At 44.3% G+C, this 25,914-nt stretch carries 13 protein-coding genes; 4 read left to right on the top strand and 9 right to left on the bottom strand.

What is annotated here, in order from left to right; genetic code table 11:
- Positions 1–120 precede the first annotated feature (120 nt).
- The gene (gene yhbH, locus MKY14_RS18435; RefSeq protein ID WP_036684553.1) at positions 121–1,284 is read left to right on the top strand and encodes a sporulation protein YhbH; all 1,164 of its coding nucleotides are present in this window, start codon (positions 121–123) and stop codon (positions 1,282–1,284) included.
- 618 nt (positions 1,285–1,902) lie between these two features.
- On the opposite strand, the gene MKY14_RS18440 is transcribed toward yhbH, so the two are convergent.
- The 8 genes from MKY14_RS18440 to MKY14_RS18475 form a co-directional block, all read right to left on the bottom strand.
- Complete coding sequence (locus MKY14_RS18440; RefSeq protein WP_143766647.1) at positions 1,903–2,829, bottom strand: IS3 family transposase; 927 nt, start codon at positions 2,827–2,829, stop codon at positions 1,903–1,905.
- Complete coding sequence (locus MKY14_RS18445; protein ID WP_036683594.1) at positions 2,778–3,095, bottom strand: transposase; 318 nt, start codon at positions 3,093–3,095, stop codon at positions 2,778–2,780. The genes MKY14_RS18440 and MKY14_RS18445 overlap by 52 nt, the downstream gene beginning before the upstream one ends.
- Before the next feature lie 982 nt (positions 3,096–4,077).
- Complete coding sequence (locus tag MKY14_RS18450; protein WP_340977081.1) at positions 4,078–5,583, bottom strand: alpha-glucosidase/alpha-galactosidase; 1,506 nt, start codon at positions 5,581–5,583, stop codon at positions 4,078–4,080.
- Positions 5,584–5,701: 118 nt separating this feature from the next.
- On the bottom strand, positions 5,702–6,619 hold the full coding sequence (locus MKY14_RS18455) for an AraC family transcriptional regulator (RefSeq protein ID WP_076184739.1): 918 nt from the start codon (positions 6,617–6,619) through the stop codon (positions 5,702–5,704).
- 167 nt (positions 6,620–6,786) lie between these two features.
- Positions 6,787–8,841, bottom strand: a complete 2,055-nt coding sequence (locus MKY14_RS18460) for a methyl-accepting chemotaxis protein (protein ID WP_081383145.1) — start codon at positions 8,839–8,841, stop codon at positions 6,787–6,789.
- A gap of 97 nt (positions 8,842–8,938) precedes the next feature.
- Positions 8,939–9,781 (bottom strand): sugar ABC transporter permease, encoded by an 843-nt coding sequence (locus MKY14_RS18465; protein WP_076126471.1) that lies wholly within the window; start codon positions 9,779–9,781, stop codon positions 8,939–8,941.
- Positions 9,778–11,091, bottom strand: coding sequence for a sugar ABC transporter permease (locus tag MKY14_RS18470; RefSeq protein WP_036684375.1), 1,314 nt, complete (start codon positions 11,089–11,091; stop codon positions 9,778–9,780). The genes MKY14_RS18465 and MKY14_RS18470 overlap by 4 nt, the downstream gene beginning before the upstream one ends.
- Before the next feature lie 107 nt (positions 11,092–11,198).
- Positions 11,199–12,530, bottom strand: coding sequence for a sugar ABC transporter substrate-binding protein (locus MKY14_RS18475; protein WP_076126469.1), 1,332 nt, complete (start codon positions 12,528–12,530; stop codon positions 11,199–11,201).
- 879 nt (positions 12,531–13,409) lie between these two features.
- On the opposite strand from MKY14_RS18475, the gene MKY14_RS18480 reads away from it, so the two are divergent.
- Complete coding sequence (locus MKY14_RS18480; RefSeq protein WP_076126468.1) at positions 13,410–15,155, top strand: alpha-glycosidase; 1,746 nt, start codon at positions 13,410–13,412, stop codon at positions 15,153–15,155.
- Between the two features lie 163 nt (positions 15,156–15,318).
- On the opposite strand, the gene MKY14_RS18485 is transcribed toward MKY14_RS18480, so the two are convergent.
- Positions 15,319–23,169, bottom strand: coding sequence for a pullulanase (locus MKY14_RS18485; RefSeq protein ID WP_340977083.1), 7,851 nt, complete (start codon positions 23,167–23,169; stop codon positions 15,319–15,321).
- 688 nt (positions 23,170–23,857) lie between these two features.
- Between MKY14_RS18485 and MKY14_RS18490 the strand changes: the two genes are divergently transcribed.
- Entirely contained in the window at positions 23,858–24,904 is a 1,047-nt protein-coding gene (locus MKY14_RS18490; protein ID WP_076195090.1) for a LacI family DNA-binding transcriptional regulator, read from the top strand.
- Between the two features lie 222 nt (positions 24,905–25,126).
- Positions 25,127–25,783, top strand: a complete 657-nt coding sequence (gene pgmB / locus MKY14_RS18495; RefSeq protein WP_340034199.1) for a beta-phosphoglucomutase — start codon at positions 25,127–25,129, stop codon at positions 25,781–25,783.
- The last annotated feature ends 131 nt before the right edge of the window (positions 25,784–25,914 follow it).

The raw sequence follows: 25,914 nt of genomic DNA on the forward strand, positions 1-25,914 counted from the left end.
ATCCCCACAAAGTGAGGCTTTGCTTTCTATGCGTACTCAGGTACTTTGCGGGGGATCCAACTATATACTTTGTAAAAAATTCCCTCAATCAACATTCATATTCCATGGGAGGTGGTCATCCTGTCGCAATCATCCGGTCCCTTTTCCTTCGTAGTCTCAAAAGAAGACTGGTCCCTTCATCGTAAAGGTCATCAGGATCAGGAACGCCATCAGCAAAAGGTCAGAGAAGCCATCAAGGATAATTTGCCTGACCTCGTTACCGAAGAAAATATTATTTTGTCAGGCGGTAAGCAGATTGTGAAGGTTCCGATTCGCAGTCTGGATGAATACCGGATTATTTATAACTTCCGTAAACAGAAGCATGTAGGACAGGGGGACGGGGAAAGTCAGGTTGGCGATGTGCTTGGGCGCGATTCACAATCGGCACAGCCCGGTAAAGGAGAAAAAGCAGGCGATCAGCCGGGCCAAGATACCGTGGAAGCAGAGGTCAATCTGGAAGATCTGGAGGACATTCTGTTTCAGGATATGGAATTGCCTCATCTGAAGCCTAAGAATAAGGAAGAGATCGAGGTCAAATCCATTATTTTTAACGATATTCGTAAAAAAGGGATGATGTCCAACATCGATAAAAAACGTACGCTGCTGGAGAATCTCCGACGCAATGCAAGCAGCGGAAATCCCGGCATTCACAGTATCAGCCCAGATGATCTGCGCTACAAAACATGGGATGATATTAGAACACCTCATTCCAATGCGGTCATTATTGCGATGATGGATACGTCAGGTTCGATGGGTTCATTTGAAAAATACTGCGCCCGCAGCTTCTTCTTCTGGATGACCCGTTTTCTGCGCCGCCAATATGAGAAGGTAGAGATTGTTTTTCTCGCCCACCATACGGAGGCTAAGGAAGTCAGTGAGCATGATTTCTTCACCCGTGGCGAAAGCGGGGGAACGATTTGTTCCTCGGCATATCAGCGAGCGATTGAAATTATCGATAGCCGCTACCCACCTGCGCAGTACAACATTTATCCATTTCACTTCTCCGATGGTGATAATCTCACCTCCGACAACGAACGTTGCGTGAAGCTGATCGGAGAACTGCTGAAACGAAGCAATATGTTCGGCTACGGTGAGGTGAACCAATACAATCGTAGCAGTACCTTGATGTCAGCTTATCGCCATCTGAAACATGAACAATTCATGCATTACGTCATTAAAGACAAAAAAGAAGTGTATCAGGCGCTGAAGACCTTCTTTAGTCCAAAAGGTACGGTTAATTCTTAATCCCCCACTCCAAAACGCGGATGTCCCAAAAGCCAAAAATGGCTGATGGAACATCCGCGTTTTTGGCGTCTCACCTTCTTGACCAAAACAACAAACTTCGTAAATTGCGTCATCTAAGTTCGCAAGTATCAGGGGATGGGCAAATAGCGTCATCTGGGTCCGTAAGTATCAGGGAATGCGCTGGAAATCCAATTAGGGCAACTGGGGATTCTGGGAGATCGGCGCTTTCGGACACAGATGACCTTATACGTAGCTTTATCGCATATTTGACTTGCTATCGGACCCCATAGCCGCTATAGGCATGAAAAACACCAAAAACGTGCCTCATTCTGAGCAATAGCTGCACTGGAGTCCGATAATACGCTCCAAAGGCGATAAATTTGCAAATAGGGTCATCTGGGTCCGTAAGTATCGGGGATGCGTCAGAATAGTATGTAGGGCAACTGTGGGATTTTGGGGGATCGGCGCTTTCGGACACAGATGACCTTATAAGTAGCTTTAGCGCACATTTGGATTGCTATCGGACCCCATAGCTGCTATTAGCACGAAAAACACCAAAAAAGAGCCTCTTTCTGAGCAATAGCTGCACTGGTGGACCTCTGTCAAGAAAGTGGACAGTCACGCAACAGACATTCTAGTCAATTGCTCAGCAAAACGAACTGGAGAAAGATACCCCAGCGCGCCATGCATTCGCTTGCGGTTATAGTAAAACTCAATATATTGAAAAAGTGTCTGGTAGGCTTGCTCCTTAGTTTTGAATCGCGGATTACAATAAATGAGCTCCTTTTTCAAAATGCTGTGCCACGACTCGATACAGGCGTTATCATAACAGTTACCTCTGCGGCTCATGCTGGACTCCATGCCATACGCTTTCAACTGCTTCGTGTATTCATGAGAAGTATATTGAGAACCTCTATCGGAGTGATGTAATAGACCTTTTTCCGGTTGTTTAGCTTCGTAAGCATCTTGTAAAGCGCCCGAAATCAAGCTAGTTTCCATATGGTTCTCCAAGCGCCACCCCACGATTTCGCGCGTGCAAAGGTCCATCACACTTGCCAGGTACAAGCGCCCTCCCCGGCAAGGAATGTACGTAATGTCGGTAACCCATACTGAATTGGGTTTGAGTATTTTAAATTGCTGGTTCAGCGTATTCGGGGCAATTGGATGGTCATGATTGGAGTCAGTGGTCTGTACGCGATACGTTTTGGAGACAATGGAGCGAAGCTTCATATGTCGCATATACACACTCACCGTGCGTTCGGTAACGGTATAACCTTCTTGATGTAACAGGCGGGTGATCTTCGGACTCCCATACCGCTTTTGATGGTCTGCAAAATGATACTGAATTCGCTTCATTATCGCAGCCTTACGAAGCATATGCGTACTGGTTTTTTCTGTCCGCCACTTGTAGTACCCGCTCCGTGACACATGTAGGGTCATGCACATCTTCTCCAAGAGAAACTCGGAGCGATGTTTTTCAATAAACTGGAATCTCAGTTCCTTGGTTTGCTGAAGATGTGCACTGCTTTTTTTACGATCGCTAATTCCTCTTCCACATCGGCAATCTTGTTATCTTTTTCTTGAAGTTGACGGCTCATTTCTTTCAACTGTGCCTCGAGTTCTCGTACTCGATCCACGCTAGCTGCCGGTTCATTCTTTAATTCTCGATACTGGCTCATCCATTGATGCAGGGTACTTTTTGGGATGTTGAGCTCTTCCGCCAAGTCGCCCACTGTCTTTGTTTGCTCTTGAATGAACTGCACTGTCTGTTTTTTAAATTCTTCGTTATACCGTTGTCGATGTTCTCCCATGTGAACACACCTCCGTGGACTCATTATCGCCAGTCTGTTAACTACTGTCCACTTTTTATTCTAGCTTCATGGGGTCCGATAATACGCTCCAAAGGCGATAAATTGCTAAATAGAGTCATCTAGGTCCGTAGGTATCGGGGATGGACGAATAGCGTCATCTGGGTCCATAAGTATCGTGGAATGGACGAATAGCGTCATCTAGGTCCGCAAGTATCGGGGAATAAACGAATAGTGTCACCTAGGTCCGTAAGTATCAGGGAATGCGCTGGAAATCCAATTAGGGCAACTGAGGGATTACTGTGGGATCGGCGCTTTCGGACACAGATGACCTTATACGTAGCTTTATCGCATATTTGGCTTGCTATCGGACCCCATAGCCGCTATAGGCATGAAAAACACCAAAAAAGAGCCTCTTTCTGAGCAATAGCTGCACTGGAGTCCGATAATACGCTCCAAAGGCGATAAATTGCTAAATAGCGTCATCTAGGTCCGCAAGTATCGGGGGATGGGCGAATAGCGTCATCTAGGTCCGCAAGTATCGGGGGATGGGCAAATAGCGTCATCTAGGCCCGCAAGTATCGTGGAATGGACGAATAGCGTCATCCGGTTCCGCAAGTATCGGGGATGGGCAAATTGCTCATCTGAGTCCGTAAGTATCGAGGAATGCGTCAGTATAGTATGTAGGGCAACTGTGTGGGATTACTGTAGCCCTCGGCGCTACGATATAGATAAAAAAATAAGCCAGTGAAATTAAACTAACTTTCTTTTTTCAGTTACATAATAACTCCTACTATAAACCTAATTTCACAATTTGGATCGGTACCGATAAACTTGTACTCCCCACCCATGTCAGCTTATTTTCGTAAGCTATGACTGCTGTTTTGTTTTTCCCCCTCTTAGATTTCCATCCTAAAAAAACCTCCAATCCCAAACTATGGAATGTGGAGGTTATTTATAGTTAAAAAGCTTTCAATGCTACACCTTATTGAACCTTCTCTCTATCCTTGCCTTTATCAGACTCACCAGCATTTTTGTTCGCTGCTTCCCGGTCCTGCATCATCTCATCCACCGTCTTCACCTTCAGGCGAGCAGCGCCCTCGTTGTTAGCGTTCGTTGGGATAAGCTCTCCTGAAGCCAAACGTTCCTTGGCTTTAGCAATAGCTTCGCTGTATTGAGGCAGCCACTGTTCCCCTGCGACGAGCATCTCATCGACCATCTGCCAGATTTCTTTTGGATTACATACAGCACCAACGAGTGGATCCATCATAAATGCCTGACGTAACAGCTTATCATCGCCGTGTACAGCTGCTTCAACCGCCAGACGTTGCACTGAAATGCTCACGTTACATACGGCGGCAGGACCCAGCGGCAATTCACCTACCAATGGCATGGAGATCCCGTTCCGGTCTACATATCCCGGTGCTTCGATGATGGCATCATCTGGCAGATTAGAGATTACACCATTGTTCACTGTATTAAAGTGCCCCCGGTACACTCGTCCCGTTTCCAATCCTTCTATAATATAAGAGCCGTGCTCTTCCCCGCGATTCTCCTTCGTATACTCCAATGCCGGGTCTTTCATCCAGTTTGGAAAATCGGTCTCGAACCAATTCCGACCTTCCGTGCAGACACGCAGATAACCGCCTGTTTCTCCGTTAATCCAGCTCCCAAGATCGATCCAATCCATAATTTCATCACTGCGTTTACGGTACCATGGCACGTACTCACTTAAGTGTCCATTGGATTCTGTACTATAGTAGCCAAAGCGACGAAGCATATCGATGCGCACTTTTTCCGTACGGCTGAATTCCGGATGTTTCTCAAAAGCCTCTAAAAGACCTTCGGTCAGATCCTTCCCCTCATGACTTGCTGAAATATACCAGGTCTGGTGATTGATGCCCGCACAGATAATATCAACTTCGGATTTCTTAAGACCATACACATCCGCAATTTGTTGGTGCCCATGCTGTACACCATGACATAGACCGATGGTCCGAACACCACCATATTTATTGCAGGCCCAGGTCAGCATAGCCATCGGATTCGAATAGTTAAGCAAAAGCACATCCGGTGCTGCCATCTCCCTAATATCACGGCAAATATTCAGCATCTCCGCAATTCCGCGTTGCCCGTACATGATGCCACCCGCACACAGAGTATCTCCCACACACTGATCAACTCCGTATTTTAAGGGAATGTCCACATCCGTAGCAAAGGCTTCAAGCCCACCCATCCGAATAGTACAAAATACGTACTTGGCATCCTTCAGTGCTTCTCTGCGATCCGTTGTCGCCTGAATTTGTATATTTAAACCATTCTCCTTAATATCACGCTGGCATAGCTCCGTGACCATCTCCAGATTGTGGCTGTTAATATCCATAAATAAGACTTCGATATTTTTAAATTCCGGTACAGTTAGTAAGTCCCGCAACAATCCACGGGTAAATCCAATGCTGCCTGCCCCTATAAAAGACACTTTAAATGACATGGTTATCATCCTCCGGTAATGAATTGGTTGTTCCTGTCCATTGTAGCAAGGGACCTTAGGAAAGCGTAACCAATATCATGACCTCTTTTGAAAGAAGGTGTCAAAAATCCTAACCTATCTACTGAAAATCATACTCTTCATAACTCCAGGCGTGACGCTCAATGGAATTGCGGAATTCTACAGGCGTGCAATCGGCGTATTTTTTAAAAAGAAGGTGAAAATATTGCCTGCTGCTAATTCCTACGTAATCTGCAATTTCAGCAATCGGGATGTCGCTCTGCCCAAGCAGCATCTTCGCTTTCTCCATTCGCAGCATATTCAAGTAATCGCTGAGCGTCCGACCCGTATGGCTCTTAAAAATTCGATGCAAATATCCGGGATGCAGATTAACTGCGGCAGCGATGTCCTTAACCTGAATGTTCTGGTCATAGTTCTGATGCAGGAATTCAATGCTCCGGCGCACATAAAGCTGCGAGGGCTGTTGGCTGGTATGAAGCTGCTCTTGCCGAAGTCTGGATAACCGCAACAGAAGCTCACAAAATAATAAATCAACCATACTTCCACCCTTTCCGCCGCTCTGATCAAGCTCTAACACAAGTCCCTTTAGAACATGATAGATTTCCTCCGGATCAGGCATTACTAAACTGGAAAAAGGAAGCTGCAGCATTTCTGCGAGCGCCGTTTCTTTACGGGCTAGCTTGCCAACAGAGGGTGCAACCCCTCTATATTCCATGAAGCCAAATTCCACATTTAGCATCCGACAAGGTGCCCCCTCTTCAACAATCAGCCTATGCGGAACATTCGCGTCTAGGATGATCAATTCTCCCCGCTTCAGCCGAACTCTCTCTTCTCCTCCTGAGCTTGGACGGACATCCACGATACAACTTCCTGAGATCAAATACATGATTTCCGTTGAATTATGCTGATGGTAAGACATATTGTAGTTATTCCACTGTTTATAATAGTAAGCAAAAAAATGAGGACTATAATCTCCCTCGATTAAAACCTGCTGAAAAAGACTCCCGCTGGGGCTCAGATTTAAGTTCGTCAATGGATCACTACTTTCTTCATTTATTACTTAATACAAGTGTATCTCTTTAGCCACTTCGAAGACAAGATAACGTCCGATAGCAATCAAATCAACAAAAACGAGCAACTCTCCATTATATTGGAAAATTGCCCGTCTCTATTAGAATAATATTGTCATACTTGAAAAGAAACCAAAGAGTGCTTAAGATCGGCTGCCAAGCCCTCCAGCTTTTCCGATAGGGCAACCAATTCCTCACTAACCGTGAATTGCTGAGATGACATAGAAGCTACCTCCTCCGTCGAAGCAGTGGTTTGCTGGACGATGGAGCTTACGCTGGCCATGGATTCACCGAGTTGACGCTGGAACTCAATCAGTTCGAGGACAGAAGCAGAAGATTCACTAATATGTCTCATGAAATGTTCCATTTCCTCTTTGACACTCGCGAATATCGTTGACGACTCTCTTACAGAAGAGATTTGTTCACGGAACTTAGGAGCGGCTTCATTGATATCCTTAACGGTGTTCTCGATATGTAGACCAATCTCTTCCGTGATCTTGGAGACCGATTGAATCGATTCATTCGACTGGTTAGCGAGCTGCCTGATTTCATCAGCAATCACTATGAACCCTCTACCTGCCGCACCTGCTCTAACTGCTTCTATGGTAGCATTTAGTGCCAAAATATTGGTCTGCTTATTCACAGCAATCATAGGGCTGAGTATACTGCGAATTAAATGAGTGCTTTCTCTGAGCTTAGTAGAATTATCTTGAATTCGATTGATCATCTCTACCGTAGACTCACTCTGCTCTACCAGCAGTTTCATCAGCTCTGTACCTTGATTGCTAACCTCAATGACCCGTTCTGCTGAATGGTCCATCACTGTATTTATTTCCGTCACTTCACTCATTTTGTTGCCGATAATCTCAACATTGTGATAACTGCGTTCGGCTTCAACAGCGAGGCTGGCTGACCCCGCTGCAATCTCACCGGTAGCGGTCGCAACCTCTCTGGCATGGAGGGAGATTGTACTTGATGCTTGTACTAATTGTTCCGAAGTAAGGAGGACCTCATCTGCCGAATTCCCGCTCTGCCTTGCAAGTAAGGAGATCTGCTCCATCATTTTGTTGAAGCTTTGACCCAAGCGGCCAATCTCATCTTTGCCCTTGAAATTGGTTCGTACCTGTAGGTTCCCACGCTCTCCTTCCTCCATCAAGATTGCCAGCTTACCCAGCGGGCGCCCTACCAATCGAACAAGAATATAACCAATTAGTAGTGCTATTAAGGCTGCCGCCAGCACCACAGAAAATGTGATATATAAAAGCTTGTCCGCAGACTTAGTAAAATCACTGACAGGAGCATACCCCATAAGCATCCACTTGGCAGTCGCCAGGGGCTGGTATACAACAAGCTGAGAACTTCCGTTCTCATCCTCCGCTGTAAATGAATGATTTTGCTCTTTCCCTTGTTCTTCTGAAACTTTTATGTAAGAGGGTTGACCCAGCTTGGCATGATCCGCACCATACACAATGCTGCCATCCGCACTCAAGATACGAATTTCACCGGTCATCCCAATCTGAAGGTTAGACAGCATTTCAGTCATGGCCTTCCCTTTCACTTCGATTAGCATGTAATACTCCGCTTCGGGATGTAAAAGATTACGTAGCAATCTCCCCATAGTTAAGGAGGGCTCAGTATAAGCATCAAAAAAGCCTTTCTCACGAACGGGAAACCAGACTGGCTCTCCTTTAGCTGCGGCAATTTGCTCTAATCTTGCGGAAATGCCTTCATCACTACGAATCCCACTTATACCAGCAGACTTATAAGATTCTGAGTCTACCAAGCTCTTGGATACCAGCCTGACGCCATACATCCGCTCATCAGACCCTTTTACCAAGTCTAGCTTTCTGCGAATCCGATCTTCAGCACCGGCTTTGGCCACAGTTGTAAGCTCGCCACTATTTATTTTTTCTAAATCACCCTTTAACACAGAGTCGAGTGCAAACTGCCTTGATAGTGCCTCATACTCTGCCAGCACAAAATCCAGCTTGTCCGCTGCCTGAACTACAGATTGTGTGGAGGCTGCAGCAACCTCATTCGTAATGATATTTTTAGCGGCAAAATAGGAAGTCAATCCTAGCACGGAGGATAAGAGAACTATAGAACTAAATAAAATAACGAACAGTTTAACTCCAACAGATTTAAAATATAGAGTCCAGGACTTTTTCATTAAGTTCACTCCCCATGACGAAATAAGGGTACAGCCCTCCATTTCTGTATAAAGGCTGTACCCTGATCATTTATTAGCATGAAGCGAGCGAATGGGTTTACCCCTTACTAGCTCCTGCTGTCAAGCCATCTACTAGCAGACGTTGCAAGAATACAAACAAAATCATAATTGGAATGGAGATCAAAACCGCACCCGCAGAGAACAAGGTAAAGTTAGTGTTTTGATTGGTGTTAACCATATCCCACATCCCCACTGCAACTGTCCAGTTCTCCTTAGTCCGCAGAATGAGTCTCGCAAAAATGAAGTCCACCCATGGTCCAACAAACTGAGTCAGCGCCATATATGTGATCATAGGACGTGACAAAGGTAAGATGATTCGCATAAATATTCCGAAATTGCTCGCCCCGTCAATACGAGCGGCCTCATCCAAGGAACGAGGAATCGTATCGAGGAAACCTTTGGCGATAAAGGTCCCTCCCAGCGGCGCCCCGGCCGCATAAACGATAATTAACGCAATATGTGTATCCAGCAAATTAAACTCTTTAAGCAGCATATAAATAGCGATCATACTCATAAAACCAGGGAACATACCAAGAATCAATACGGTGGATAACGCTGTTTTACGCGCTTTAAACCGGAATCTGGATACGGCATAACTGGTTAACAAAGTAAGAACTACCCCGATAAGCATCGAGAAAACAGCTATTTTCAAGGTATTGGCATACCAAGTCCCAAACATATAGCTGGGTGATGTGAACAATTCTCTGTAATGTGATAAAGTGAATTGCTCGGGAATAAACGTTTTGCTGTACAATGATTTACCAGGTCGGAAAGAAGCTAAAAGAATCCAAAGGGCAGGATAGAGTGCAGCTATCGACAAAGCAATCAAGATAATATAACTACCTGCTAAGCGAATAAAGTTCGCGACTTTTCTGCTCATTGGATCATATCCTCCTCTTTAAATGACTTCGTCCGGCGGTAATTGTACAGGGAGAATGAAGCGACAATGATAAAGATAATAATCCCTATTGCCGAAGCCATGTTGTTTTTATTCTGATCAAGCGTTAATTTGTATAACCAGGTTACTAGCAAGTCCGTAGAACCGGCATATTGATAGTCACCATTTACCGGACTACCACCAGTTAATAGGAAGATCGCGTTAAAGTTGTTGATGTTACCTGCAAACTGTGTAATCAAGGTTGGTGCTGTAGAGAACAATACCATCGGCAACGTTACGATACGGAACTTCTGATAACCCGATGCTCCATCCACCTCAGCAGCTTCATACATATCCCGTGGGATAGTAGTCAGAACGCCCATGATAAGCAGCATAGAAACAGGAATACCTACCCACATATTAACGATAATTACGGTAACCTTAGCCCAGAATGGGTCAGTCAGCCACGGTAAACCATCCAATCCAAAATACCCCATGTATTGATTGATAGGCCCGAATTGACCGTTAAATAAGTTGCGCATGAGCAGAAGCGAGATTAACTGTGGCACCGCGTAAGGCACAATCAGAATTACTCTCCACATTCCTTTGAAGCGAATGCCCTTCTGACTCACCAGCAAAGCGACCAACAGTCCTCCGAAGTATGTAGTAATGGTTGAAAGAACTGCCCATATAATTGTCCATGTTAATACACCATAAAAAGTGTGGCTCCATGTCTTAAGGACCAATAAATTACGAAAGGTCTGAAATCCAACCCAGTCCACCAATTTGGCGGGTGGAAGATGATCAGGTGCGGAATAGTTCGTAAAGGCCAACAGGATCATGAAGATAATTGGCATAATCGTAAAGAATAGAACACCAATGCCCGGCAAGACTAGAAACGCTTGAGCAAACTTGTAATCCAGGATATAACGAACACTTTGTTTAAAAGTGTTTGCCTGAAGACCGTTATCACGTTTTTCTCCAATCTTGTAAGCATCTCTGATATTCAAATACCAGGCGATAATCAATAGAATAAGAATAAGGATGGTGATCAAGCTTTGGATCATGATATAAATCGAGTGATCACCGGTAACCATCTTGGCGATCCCCTTCACTTTAACCAGACGACTCGGATTCTCTCCTAGTGTTACGATGCCCCATAAAGAGTTGGCAAGGTTCTCAATAAAATAAAAAACGGCTACAGCTTCTACGGCTAAATATAATATTCCTTTAACGAATTGGCGGTTATATATTTGTCCCAATCCCATAAAAATCGTCGACAGTATTGCGGCCCTCGTGCGATGTCGTTGCATTTCGCTTCCGTTCTCCTCTCCGAGTGAAAATAAGAAGCTGCCAGCCGCTAAACATGCGGCGGGCAGCTTGATTCACTGTATGCTGTTAAGACAGTGAATTATGATCCTTATTGGGATGCACTGTTATTCAAATCTTTGATTTGTTGTACAGCTTTGTCCATTGCTGCTTTTGGATCCCCATTTTTATCCCAAATTTCTGGAAGGGCAGCATTTACTGGGCTCCATACGTTACCCATTTCAGGAATAGAAGGCATCGGTTGGGAGTTCTTAGCTTGTTCTGCAAAAACAGAGACATATGGATCGCTAGAGATCTGTGGATCAAGAAGCGCCTCATTGTTTGTAGGAACCGAACCAATCGTTTTGTTCAGTAACAGCTGAGCGTCTTTGCTTGAAGCAAAATTCGCATACAATTTAGCAGCATTCGGATATTGAGTAAACGAGTTAACTGCGAAAATTTTAATACCAGAGAATGTAATTGCTGTTTTGCCATTCACTGTAGGGATTGGAGCAATACCAAGGTTGTCACCAAGAGCTTCTTTGTATCCTCCAAGCTCCCATGGACCTGTGATATCCATAGCTACATCACCAGAGTTGAACAAGCTGCGTTTGATATCACTGTTGATATCACCACTCTTAATTGGCAATGCTTCCTTCAGTTTCACAAATTCTTTAAGTCCTGCAATTGCACCATCGTTAGCAAGACCGATATCATCTTTATCCGTACCATCCTTACCGAAGAGGTATCCGCCATCGGAAGCGATAAACATGTAGTTGAAGTACAAGTTTCCTACTTCCCACATAATCCCATATCTATTTTTCGATTTATCCGTGAATGTTTTGCTGAATGCAAGAACATCATCAAATGATTTAGGTGCTTCTTTAACAAGCGATTTATTGTAGAACAATGCATAAGTTTCTGCTGCTCTTGGGTAACCATACAATTCACCTTCGTACGAAGATCCGATAATCGAAGCTTCAGTATTGTTAGCTTTTGTTTCTTCACCGAAGACATCGTTAGGAAGAACCAAGCTCGCGCTTGCCGCTTTACCTAAGTTATCGTGAGGGATAAGAATAACGTCTGCCGCTAATCCTGAAGGACCATCTTGAGTAAGTTTAGTTACTTGATCTGGTGGTGCCAATTCTTCAACCTTGACTGGAACGTTATATTTTGCTGTGAACTGTTTAGCAATCTCATCTGCAAAAGGTCTTTCTTCTTTACTTTCCCATACCACTAGAGTTGCGCCATCTTCAGGTACAATTTCATCTGTTGCTGCTGCATCTGTGCTCTCTGGCGCTGCAGTCTCTGTAGTAGCATTATTAGTAGCTTTTGCTGCGTTGTTGCCCCCGTTATTCGTACTGTTGTTGTTGGAACCGCATGCTGTAACGGACAGAGCCATTGAGAAAGCTGCGGTGATAACCATCATTTTTTTCAATTTCATTACTTTAACCCCTCCCAATTTTTAAAAACGTAAGATGGAAAATAGTAGTGCTGCAATCTGCGCAAACGATTTCAGAAAGGCTAAAAAAAAAGTTCTTCTTTTAGCTTGCTCCTTCTGTATCTGCATTTCACAGGTAAGAAAGCGCTTCATTCATGAGTACATCATACAACAGTAACGATTGTTTTTAAAAACGTTTGCATATACTGTATTGGGTCATTTTCCATTATTTGATATACATTATAGGCATATATCTCCATTTTTCACATGATATCTTTTAATTAGTCGATAATTCATGTGTTTATTATTGGAATATCTATTTTATTTGCCCCTAATATGCCACATTTTCTCTATTTCAAGAGATTTCTCATAAATTGCCCTTCACAATGCTCGTTTACTTTAGTGAAATTTAGTGCAATGGTTTGAACAAGAGTATTGAAAGCCCTTTTATTCCATGCTATAATCCAAAACGTTAAGAGGCTGTCCAGCATGAAGCACAACATCCCTTGTCTGCCTCCTGTTCTATATAATTAAAAGGCAATGTTACTTATCAAAGGTACAACCTCGGGCAAGCTACTTCGCGGTGGTTGTGCCTCTTTGTTATGTGCTACTCGGCTACTGATTTAGTGCATGTTGCATAAAAAACTGTGCAACCAATAACAATAGCGACATTCTACATTCCACGCGCTCTGTGGAGTATCGTCCGGGAATAGTTTATGCTTTCGAGAAAGTAGCGCTAACAACACTTAGCGTATGCTTTCGATGCGGTTTTGCCGAAGTCTCCGAGGAAGTAACGCTAACAAAACTTAGCCTATGCTTTCGATGTGGTTTTGCCGAAGTATCCGAGGAAGTAACGCTAACAAAACTTTAGGAGGATTTATCATGTTACTGGAAGCAGTGTATCATCGTCCGCGGTTAAATTGGTCTTATGCCTATAATGAAAGTACGATTCACCTGCGTCTACGCGCTAAAAAAGGGGATTTAACCGAAGTGTTCGCCTTTGCTGGAGATAAATATGCTTGGGATACCACAAAAGAGCTAATTCCCATGACCCTCTTCACCTCCGATGCTATGTTTGACTATTGGGAATGTGCTTCAGTACCTCTCTACCGCCGCTTGAAATACGGCTTCTTACTTCAAAAAGATAACGAACGAATTTGGATGACCGAAAGTGACTTTCAAACGGTGCGGCCGGAAAACCCAAACAAGCTGTTCGAATTCCCCTTCATTAACCGCGTTGATGTATTCGCTCCGCCTGCCTGGGTAAAAGACGCTGTTTTTTATCAGATCTTCCCAGAACGCTTTGCAAATGGTGACCCGAGCCTTGATCCGGAAAATGTTCAGCCATGGGGCTCCGAACCAACACCAACCAATTTTTTTGGCGGCGACCTGCAAGGGGTTATTGATCATTTAGATCATCTTAACGAGCTTGGGATCACTGCTATTTATTTCACACCTATCTTTGATGCAACTACTAATCACAAATACGATACAGAAGACTATATGAAAGTCGATCCGCATTTTGGAGATATTGAGACTTTAAAAAAGCTCGTCGATAGCTGCCATAAACGTGGGATTCGTGTCCTGCTAGATGCCGTATTCAATCATTCTGGCAAAACCTTTGCTCCTTTTGTAGATGTTCAAGAAAAAGGAGAGGCTTCCGCCTTTAAAGATTGGTTCCATATTCGTAAGTTTCCGCTTCAGATTGAAAACGGTGTCCCTACTTATGACACCTTTGCTTTTGAACCGCTAATGCCAAAGCTAAACACAGAACACCCTGAAGTTAAACAATACTTACTGAAAGTCGCAGAATACTGGATCAAAGAAGTCGGGATCGATGGCTGGCGTCTGGACGTTGCCAATGAAGTGGATCATGATTTCTGGCGGGAATTCCGCAAGGTGGTTAAACGTGCTAATCCTGAGGCCTACATATTGGGGGAAATCTGGCATGAATCTGCACCTTGGCTGGAAGGCGATAAATTTGATGCCGTTATGAACTATCCTTTCACTGACGCCGTCCTTGACTTCTTTGTGCATGGCACTCTTGATGCTGAAGGATTCGCCAATTCCATTGGTAAACAGTTATCACGCTACCCGCTGCAGGCTAGTGAAGTTGCTTTTAATCTGCTGGATAGCCACGATACTCCACGACTGCTTACGCTGGCTGCTGGAGACAAAAACAAGATGCGATTAGCGGCACTGTTCCAATTCACCTTTATGGGCACTCCCTGCATCTATTACGGTGACGAGATCGGCATGGACGGTGAAGGTGACCCTGGTTGCCGCAAATGCATGGAGTGGAACCCTGAAAAGCAGGATCGAGAGCTCTTCGAGTTCTATCGTCAGCTTATTAAAATACGCAATGACCACCCTGCTCTCCGCACAGGTACATTTACCTTCCTTGAGGCAGGACAACAAGGCAGCAAGCTAGCCTATGAGCGCCGGCTGGATCTGCAGACGATTGTGGTACTAATCAACAGTGAAGAGACCGCTCAGACCTTCCGTATTGACGTAGACGAGCGGGATTGGGAGAACTTGTTTACAGGCGAAACAATGCGCACAGAACGCAGCAAGCTGATCGTGAAAATGCCAGCCTATGGATTCGCTATCCTAAAGGCAATCATCTAAAAGATTTCTTTTCTTCCCACTGCCCAGCCATACAGCATAACAAAACAGGGTATCTCGCAAGCGATAATCGCTTCGGGATACCCTGTTTTCTTTTGGAGCATACTAAAATGCTAACCGCTGCTCAAACTAAGGGGTGCCAGAATTCAGCACACCTTAGTTTAGCCTACTTGCTCAGCAGCGTATAAATAACCTGTGCGCTTTCTGCGCGGGTCATCCATGCTTTTGGAGCGAATCGATTGTTCTCTCGGCCTTGCAGGAGTCCTAAGTCTGCTGCAGTCTTCACATAGGCTTCCGCCCACTTGCTAATACTTGAAGCGTCAGTAAATGCCGTAGAGGCTGCTACAGGTTCAAGCTTCTTACCAGACTTCACTTCAAGTGCGCGGATCGCCATAACAGCCATTTCCTCACGGGTAATTGATGCATTCGGCGCAAAACTATTATTACTCCGTCCACTAACAATACCCAGCTTAGTAGCTGTGGCTACATATGAGGCATACCATGCATCTGACCTGATGTCAGTAAACAGGACCTGCCCTTCCGCTTTTAAGCCAAGTGCACGTACTAGTAGTGCTGTAAATTCCGCACGGCTAACATTACTTTTTGGATCAAACTCAGAGGTAGTGACCCCTGACACAATTTGTTTGGCGGCAAGTGATTGAATCGCCTTAAATGCCCAATAGGTTGCAGGAACATCTTTGAACGACTTATCGATTTCAAGCACAGCATACTTACTGAAATGTGTGACTTGTGCCGTGATCACCTCTCCATTCAGCTGTCCTCCCACGTACTCTAACCCGCCATTATCACTTAAATAATAGATTCCGATTAAGTCCTTGTTGAATTGCCCTTTAATCTTGAATGAGATCGTAATCGGCTCATCGAACTGCTTAATTACAATCCGAGTACCGTCTTTCATCAGCACGCTAAGTCTGAATTCAAATACATCGGAAAGAGAGCTAATATGAGCACTATCTTTGTTTATACCGTCTACTATGGCTTTCGCAGCAGACTGCGCCAGTGGGTTCAGTTCAAGCAAGATTTGGGCACCTACCCCATCAATACCTGAAGCTAAACTTGGCATTGTACTTAAAAGCTGGCTAGGGATAGTAACTAACAGATCTCCCATTTTAAACACAAGATCATTAGTTCCTAGTATTTGTGCAGCTTGTAAAGGTAAGCGTACCGCTGTCTTACCGGCAGCAACATCAATTTGCACCTTGCCGTCTTTACCATTCTTCAAGCTATCCTCATTCACAACCTGAGTATCCGCTGGCGGCGTAGGGCTAGGGTTAACAACAACTCCAGAGGTTGGTGCCGCTGTGGCTTCTGGCGTTGGTGTCACCTCAGGCGACGGTGTCACTTCTGGTGTCGGCGTTGGCGTCGATGTTGGTGTCGGCGTCGGCGTCGATGTTGATGTTGGTGTTGGTGTTGGTGTTGGCGTCGACGTTGGCGTCGACGATGGTGTCGGCGTCGGCGTCGGCGTTGGCGTTGGCGTCGGCGTTGGCGTTGGTGTCGGCGTCGGCGTTGGCGTCGGCGTTGGTGTCGGCGTCGGCGTTGGTGTCGGCGTCGGCGTTGGCGTCGGCGTTGGTGTCGGCGTCGGCGTTGGTGTCGGCGTCGGCGTTGGTGTCGGTATAACATCCGATACCTCCGCCAAAATAACCGTGCCTCCATCATCTCTGCCTGGCAGATCAATATTTACCTTTTGATCTTCGGAAACCATGTATGTTTTACCGCTGTATTCATCGGTTACCGATGAATTGGCAGCAAACGGTACTGGAATCGTTACAGAATTCCCACTAGTTTTAGTATTGATTACCGTCACTACGTTCTCATCTTCATAAGATTTGTTGAAAGCTAAATAACCTGAATCATCTGAACCTGCGAGCTTCGTGCGCGCACCTTTGGAATACACTTTGGAGTACTTCGCACGGATATTCAACAGCTTTTGATAATGGTCATGTAGTGGCTTCTCTGCCGTCAATTGATCCCAAGGCATATCCTTACGGTTCTCACTGAATTGACCTTCAGACATATTTCCAGCATTGCTTCCGGAATTCCCCAGTTCTTCTCCGTAGTATATTACCGGCTGTCCTTTGGCGGTAATTTGCAGAGCTGCAGCAATCTTCAGCTTGCCTTTATCGCCTCCCACATAATCAGACAAGAAACCATTCTCATCGTGACTGCTCAGGAATTGAGCCATCATCTTCGTATTATCGATCTTTAATTCACGTTCCTGCAGATAAGCATCCACACTGTTTACCTTACCATTTGCAAAATCTCTGGCTGCATCTTTAAATCCAAAATCAAGCAGACCATCCATCTGGCTAGTTTCGAGCATTCCACCATTGTTATCAATGGTTCCACCGAAGTATTCGCCGGTCATTTTGAAGTTTGGATCAATCGCTGTCAGTGCATTTTTAAAGGCTTTCCAAGTCGTATCGTCCACGTGCTTGACTGTATCCACACGGAAATAATCAATCGTGTCTCCACGTTCCGTACGTGCGTTGTCTAACCAGCCTGTTTGCCAAGCGATAATTTTTTCACGAACGGCTGGATCTTCCGTCTTGAAATCTGGCAGGAAAGCAAGCTCACCCTTAATTGGATCTGTATCTGCGGATACACCATCCGTGCGCAGCATCCCTTCGAAACGTGCTTTATCCTCAGCTGTAATTGTCGGATAGGTATCCTCAGCTTTCAGACCGTAACCCGTATGATTGAGTACAACGTCAACCATGATCTTGATCCCTTTGTCATGCGCCTTTTCGATCAGCTCCTTGAAGGTTGCCATATCGCCAAGATGCTCGTCGAGCTTGGTAAAATCTTTTGCCCAATACCCATGGTATCCATATTGTTCGCTGCCAAAGTCAACGCCTTTGTTAAAATCAATATTATCTACGATTGGCGTGATCCATAACGTGTTAATTCCTAGCTCTTGCAAATAATCGAGATTGTCGATCATCCCCCGGAAATCTCCACCATGATAAGCTTCCAGATGATCTTTATTTACATTCTCATTATTCGTTGGGTCACCGTCTTTAAACCGGTCTGTAAGCGCGAAATAAATCCGGGCCTCATCCCAATCAAAATCCAGCTTATCCCCTGTATAGGTTCTTGCTTTCACCTCAAGTGTAGCCTTTTCCTTATGTGCATTGCCGTATTGGTCTACGAGCGTAATCGGAATATCCTTGATGCCCGCTGACACCGTGTCTTTCACAGCAACCGTTTGTCTCAAGAGTTCCGTATCCAGCTTAACTTTGCTAGGTCCTCCAAGATTGGTTAAATCCATATATGCTTCAGAGTAAGTTACTTTTTCCGAAGAGGAAGCGTTGATGCTTACAACAGCATTCTGATTGGATGTGACTGCCTCTGGACTTACGGATGCCGTAATCGTAACGACAGGTTGATGATAATCAATAACAGATTCATCATTCACCGTATTCTTTGGATCTGTAATTTCGGTAGTGACGCCGTCTTTAGTAATCAAGAAAGTATATTTATACATACCTTCTTTTAAATCAGCCAGTGTATAAGTGAACCACTCGTTAGCCGGATCATAGATCATTGGATACGAAGTGCCGTTCACTTTTACTTTAGCAGCTGTTATTGCGTCCATATTTCCAGTACGGAACAAAGCGTCGTCGCGGTATCTGAAAGTAATCGTTCCATCTTTTAAAATGGGGCCGCTAATACTTGGTTTGATATCAAGCTCTTTAACCATACTGGTTACATACACTTTAGTGAACGGTTCACCAGGGGTCAACGGTATGACACGATCGTCCGGGTAGTCTTGTTTTCCCGTGTTCCAATCCGTACCTTTGCGCAGGACAAATCCAACGCTTGTTGCATTCTCCGCAACCTCAATCAGAACGCTCGCTGTGCCATTCTTAAAGGTTGTGAAATCAATCTGGTCATTTTTAGCTCCAGTGTTCCAAACCCAGATATTCCAATCCTTATAGTCCTTATCGCTACGGGTATAAGTGAATTGAACATATCGTTTGTCAGTAACTTTAACGGTGACGGTTGTGGAAACACCCTCATAAGAGATAGTAAGGGTTGCCGTTCCTAGCCCAACCGCTTTGACTAGACCTTTATCAGTTACTGTAGCCACTTCAGGTTTATTGGAAAGGTAAGTAGCCTTCTTAGTAACATTACTTCTGCTATTGTCATCATATTTCGCAAAAACAGCGGTTTGATGCGTATTTCCTGCTGCCAGCGTGTAGCTTGCACTATCTGTTTCCAAAGAGGTCAGCTTAACTGGTGCAGCTTCCTTTTGAATAATCACAGCCGTCAAAGGCTCTAATGTAATTGAATTTGCTGTCAAAATAAAACCTGTCTGCTGCGCAGCCGGTATCGCTGTAACACCAGCTTCATCGTTGTCCACAAGCACTTGACCACCCGTCAAATCCTCAGATAAGGTCAGTTTTCTAGTTGTGCTGTCACCATTCATGAAGACATAATAGATGCCAGTACCATCTGTTGCTTTGTTGGAATAACCGATGACAAGATCGTTATCCTTCATTTCTGGAGCAGGGATCAGGTTAATGTTAGAGTCAACCAAATCCTTATCGCCCAATCGGAAGGCATCCGTTGATTTTCTTAGCTCCATCAGACCCGACGTATATTTTCTTGTCGTGTTCTGTACTGGGAACTTAGATTCATCCGTTGCTTTGGTCCAATCAAACATGTTAACTGCATCCGATGAATCGTAAGAATCATGAATGAAATAGCCAAACGATTGGTTGTTATTGTCGAACATCTCTGTGAATTTATCCTCAGGATCCGTTGTGCCCTTCCACTGCTTAGTCCGCCCATATTCCTGACCGGCATGGATGAAGGCTGTACCTTGAGAAGTTAATACGAGCATATTTCCTAATCTGATCCGCTGCTGAATTTCAAGCTCATTCTCAGCAATATCCGGATCCTTCTTGATCGATTGTGCTATGACATCATGAAGTGTCAGATTATCATGAGCTTCGATGTATGGGACGATATCACCCGGATCATCTGCTGGTGTATTCGAAGGTTGAGCTTTAATATTGTCCAGGATTGTAGCGATCGGACGTGCTCCACCGGTAATAAATCTAGGCTGACCTTCGGAACCATAACCAGACTTCAATTCATTACGGAATTCATCGGAGAAAACACCGACACTATCCGTTTTGTCCATCCAATCCTGATCTGCACCTTGCCCAGCGAGAGAAGGATCAGCCGCAGCGCCGCCGAATGTTCTCCAGCCTTCACCAATAAAGAGTGCCTTCGGATTCACTGCTGCCGCGGCATCATAAGCATGCTGAACAGCATCAGCTGTCGCATCGCCCATCATATCCCAGCGCATTCCATCAATCTTATACTCTTCAAACCAGTATTTTACCGAATCAACCATCAGCTTCTCAGCCATTTTATGGTTGGTGGCTAAATTGTTGCCGAACCCCCCGATAAAGTTGCCGTTTGCATCTTGGAAGGCATAGTAATTAGGTACGATGTCGTTTAAAAATTCTTTTTTAGCCATGTGAGTATACACTACGTCCAGAACGACACCCATTCCAGCTTCATGCACGGCATCAATCAAACCTTTTAGTTCTTTAATCCGCTCTTCTGGATCGGCAGGATTCTGTGAATAAGCCCCGTCCGGAGAGAAATAGCTATGAGGATCATACCCCCAGTTGTATTCATTGTTTTTTGCGGAATAATCTGGCTCTCTAGTCCCCATCTTCGTCTCATCCCCGTAATACCAAGCCATCACAGGAAGCAACTGAACATGCGTTACACCAAGAGATTTAATATAATCAAGTTTCTTTTCAAAAGCGCTATAAGAACCCCATCTTTCCCCACTCAGACTATCCTCGATCGATACATCCGATGTAAAATCTCTCACGTGGACTTCGTAGATGATGGCGTCCTCACGTTTTTCGTAGCCTTTTATATCAGCATACCCAAAGGTATCAGGGTTCGTCTGGCTTAAATCAACGATAGCCGCTTTGCCCACTGTATCCCCGCCGGCACCAGCAGCACCTGTGGTATCCACAGTGAATACCGCCATTGATTTAGCATAAGGATCAAGGACCTTATGGGTTACACCGTCATTCGTTACTTCGTATTGATAAAAGAAGCCCCTTACATCTGTTGCCGTTGTGCCTGTCAAATCAGCTGGCTTCAGCTGGACTGACCAAACCCCTTGCTCGCCGAGTGTTAAAGCAACACTACCCACTTGCACGTTAGAGTCATTCTTATCGTAAAGATTTACAACGACTCCGCTTGCTTTAGGTGCCCATAATTTCAATGTGGCTGTTTTGTCAGCATTATACGTAGCTCCAAGATCGTCTCCTGTATAATTGTACATTTCATCAAGCATTCTCCAGCCACTTGCGGCGGAGACTGTTTTACCTGAATAGGTAACGCTAAGCGGAACTTTTTCCAAATCAAAAGCTTCTGTATCCACTTCGATTGAAGTTTTGCTTGTAAGGGTTACAGCAGTAATCGGGACTGCAGCACCCTCTTTATCCTTAACTGTAATTGCTGACTTTAAGGCTGCTGGATCCAAACCGTCAGTCAGTGTGAAGCCGAGAAGGATTTTGCTCGTCGACAACACCTCTGCGGATACTAAGCCAATTGGTGTCTCTCCAAACGGAGAAACATAAACATTGTTGTCTCCTTCTTTAACCCATAGCTGATTGTATCGATCCAGCAGGCTAAAGGTTTTATTGTCACCGTCCTTATCACCGTTCGAAGGTTTCATCACAATAAAGCCAATTTCCTTCGCGTTCTCAATAAGCGGAACATCAACATATGCACCATAACGATCTGTTTGATCTGCCACAAAAGGAGTGGCACCAGACGGCCAATTTTCGGATGGGGCTACGACGTCATCCCACAGCCACAGTCCGTATTGATCATGATTTGTATCAGCTCTGGTATAGTGAATTCGCACTGTATTAGGAGCAAGTGCAACTGGTTCATACGGTGTTACATCATTTGACCCTTGCTTGATCCAAATTTCATTCGTCTCAGGCGTGTTAATAGCAAAGAGTTTATCGCCTTCATCCTTAGCCTGAGTGACTCGGTTTACCACAAGGAACGAAATTTTCTTGGCTCCATCCTTCACTGGCACGTCAACATAAGCACCATAAGAATCGATTTGCCCTTCAGGAAATGAAGTTGCCCCTGTTGGCCAATTTGCGGAAGGGGATTGAACATCATCCCATGTCCATAATCCCTGATTTTCATAGTCACCAGCTGTCCGATTGTAGTGAATACGGATGTGTCCAGCCGGAACAGGGGTAACCTCAACAGGTTCAGAAGGAATTTTATATTCAGCTGTCACACTGCCATCCAGTGGATTAAATTTAAAGGTAACCGGCAGATCGGAAGGAAGACTCAGATTATTAGCAGTTTCGGGATACAATTGATCCCCGGCTTCACCGTCTCCTGGAACAGAAACTTGGTAGGTGTAATCTCCCTTAGGAAGGGTAGCCACCGTACTGTAAACATCATCAAAATCAGGATCAGATAATGTGGTAAGTGCTTCTGCCGGCAGGTTTCCTGTCAATCTTGGTAGTTTAGCGGAAGCAATCGGTGTGTAATACGTGGAATCGGCTATTTTATGAGTTAAGTCATTATAATAAAAGGTCACGGCAGTCTCTGTTTCTAGCTTGATATGAATATTCTCCCCATCATTGCTCCCCTGAGGATTGGTGTAACTTGTGAATCCATAGTTCTCATCCCATAAATCATTTAGAGTAACCTTGTAGTTATATTCTCCTGCCGGCAGTGTGCCTGTAAAAGAATATAGGCCATTATCTGAATAGGTCATTTGGGTAACTACCGATGTCTCATCCCAATCCTTACCCGGCGCTTCCGCATCTGTCGATGTAAATTTAGACTGCAGATCCCCAACCAATACAACCTTCGTCGTTGCTGCTGTAACATTAACAGGATGTAGTCCAAGACCAGAGAACACGAGAGCAATGATCATAAAGATCGCAAATGCCCTCTTCCCCCATAAAGTTATTTTCATTTTTGCAAAACCTCCCATAATTATGAATTCCCTTTTTGCAAGCGGATACATGATTTCACAAACCCCACCAATTTATGAGATTATAAATCATGCGAATTCCTTCTGAAGGTGAAGAAGGTCTATATGTAGGGCTCGTCAAGCCAATTCAACGCTGTCACCATCCTTCTATCAAAGTAAAAGCTTGATACATCATGTCAAAATTAGTGCAATCGTTTGCAAAAAGCTATGCACAAACACTAGTCCATAAAACCCGATCGTTAGCGCAACTGATTACAACCTAAAAATACCCAATGAAAACGCTTGCTGTATTTTGATTTACATACTAATGCCGAATTTACGGTATTGTCAACCAGTATTTTCTAAAATAAAATCTCAATTTAAAGCCGCAATAAAAACGAAACTTGTTCTTCCCTTCCTTTCAGCTAAGTTCTTGCATCCTTTAAGCCATACGTTTGCATTCAGCGAATGCTCTTTTCACAAAATTCAGACCGCATTTATACATATTAAGATCAAAATTCCCGAATCATTCATACTTTTTTGGTGAAAAGCAACAATATTGCATTGAAATTTCTTGTGTTCCTTCCAAAAGTAGCAATTTCCTCCTTTTGAATGACTTTATCTATTTACAATTTAGAACTCTTAGATTAATATTACTGTGTAAAGCAAACGGTTCCATAAGGAGGTTTCAATGACAGTTACCATTAAGGATGTGGCCAAGAAAGCGGGAGTATCTCCCTCCACGGTATCCCGGGTATTGTCCAACCATCCCAGAATCAGCCTGGAAACTTCCCGCAAAGTTAAAGCTATTATGGAGGATATGGGCTATACCCCTAACATGATGGCTAAGAGCTTGGTGTCGAAAACTACTAACAGCATCTGCTTCAGTCTTCCTAAACCTGCTGAAGAGCTGTTCTCTAATCTATTTTTTATGGAATTAATTCGCGGGATCGTTACACAAGCCAGCCGTTCCGGTTATGATGTGCTGATAAGCTCCGGAGCGAACGAGAAAGAAGAACTGGAAGCCGTTTCACGACTTCTGAAGGGTCGCCGTGTTGACGGCGTTATTCTGCTTTACTCTCGTACGGATGATGCCGTTATTGATTTTCTAGAGAGCAACGATTATCCATTCGTGCTTGTTGGCCGGAGTGATAAATATGAGAATATTTTATCAGTCGATAATGATAATGTGATGGCAGCATACGATGCTACGAACCACCTCATTTCCATGGGGCATAAACGTATTGGCTTCGTAAGTGGACCACCTAATCTAATCGTTTCTCGTGACCGTCTCGCCGGATATCGTAAAGCATTGCAGAATAGCGGTTTAGAAATGCGGGATGAATGGATTGTAGAGGGTGAATTTCTACAGGATAGCGGCTATAGAGCGATGTCCTTTTTCATGAATTTGCCGAATCGACCCACTGCGCTGGTAGCGGTGGATGACATGGTATCGTTCGGAATTTTGCGCGGGTTGAATGAACTGAAATACAAGGTTCCAGACGATCTCGCCATTGTAAGCTTTAACAATATTCCATTATCTGAATTATCTAGTCCTCCGATCAGCAGTATTGATATAGGAATTTATCATCTTGGCTACACCGCATCACAAGTACTTATCCAAAATATCAAGAGTCCGGATAACGGTTCAGGTCATACCAACCGATTTGTCATTCCCCATCGTCTGATCGTGAGAGAGTCATCCATGCACTCTCAGGCAAAGCATAAAACCGAATGAATAAGTGAAGCGTTTAATCGCTTCATTTATTTTTTGAAAATCTGTACAAACGTTTGCGCTAAATCATACAATACTTAATGATCCAGTTCTTTATGGGTGATTTCTAGGATCTTAGGTTAGGATAAACTTACACATCTTAATCAAAGTTTAAACGGTTTAATAAGATTCTAATACGGCATCCGCTGGATCACGACGCTGTCAAAACTTTTAGGAGGTACTACAATGTCGGAAATTAAAGCCTGCTTGTTCGACTTGGACGGAGTAATCGTCGATACAGCCAAATACCATTATATCGCTTGGAAAGAGCTTGCAGATGGACTGGGGTTTCTTTTCACAGAACAAGATAACGAACGCCTTAAGGGAGTCAGCAGAACGGCTTCACTAAATATTTTGCTGGAAATCGGTGGACTAACGATTGCTGAAGAAGAGAAAGCTAAGCTTGCGGAACAGAAAAATAATCGTTATGTCGAATATATTGCAAAAATGGACAGTTCTGAGATTCTGCCAGGTGCGCTTGATTTCCTAAAAGAGTGCCGTACGAATGGCATCAAAGTCGCTCTCGGTTCTGCCAGTAAAAACGCTATGACGATCTTGAATAATACCGGATTAACCCCTTACTTTGATGCAATCATCGATGGAACTCATACTAGTGCTGCTAAACCAGATCCGGAAGTGTTCCTGTTAGGAGCCAATGCACTGGATGCCGCACCTGAACATTGTGTAGTCTTCGAAGATGCAGAAGCGGGAATTGAGGCCGCTACCCGGGCCGGTATGTTCAGTGTTGGCATTGGTTCGCCGGAAACCCTCAGTGCCGCGAATATTGTGGTTCCATCGCTCGCTCATATGAGTGTGTCCATGCTCAAAGAATCTTTTGCATAAATATAGTGAACATAATGAACTCAAATAGTACTGATTTGAGTTGTTATGGACATTCCTACCAGAGATTAAATGAACTAATAATTAATCGTTAACTTTCTGGTGATGAAGTGACGGAGAGGAATTTTGGAACT

The sequence above is a fragment of the Paenibacillus sp. FSL R5-0887 genome (assembly GCF_038002305.1).
Taxonomy (GTDB): Bacteria; Bacillota; Bacilli; order Paenibacillales; family Paenibacillaceae; genus Paenibacillus_AQ; species Paenibacillus_AQ odorifer.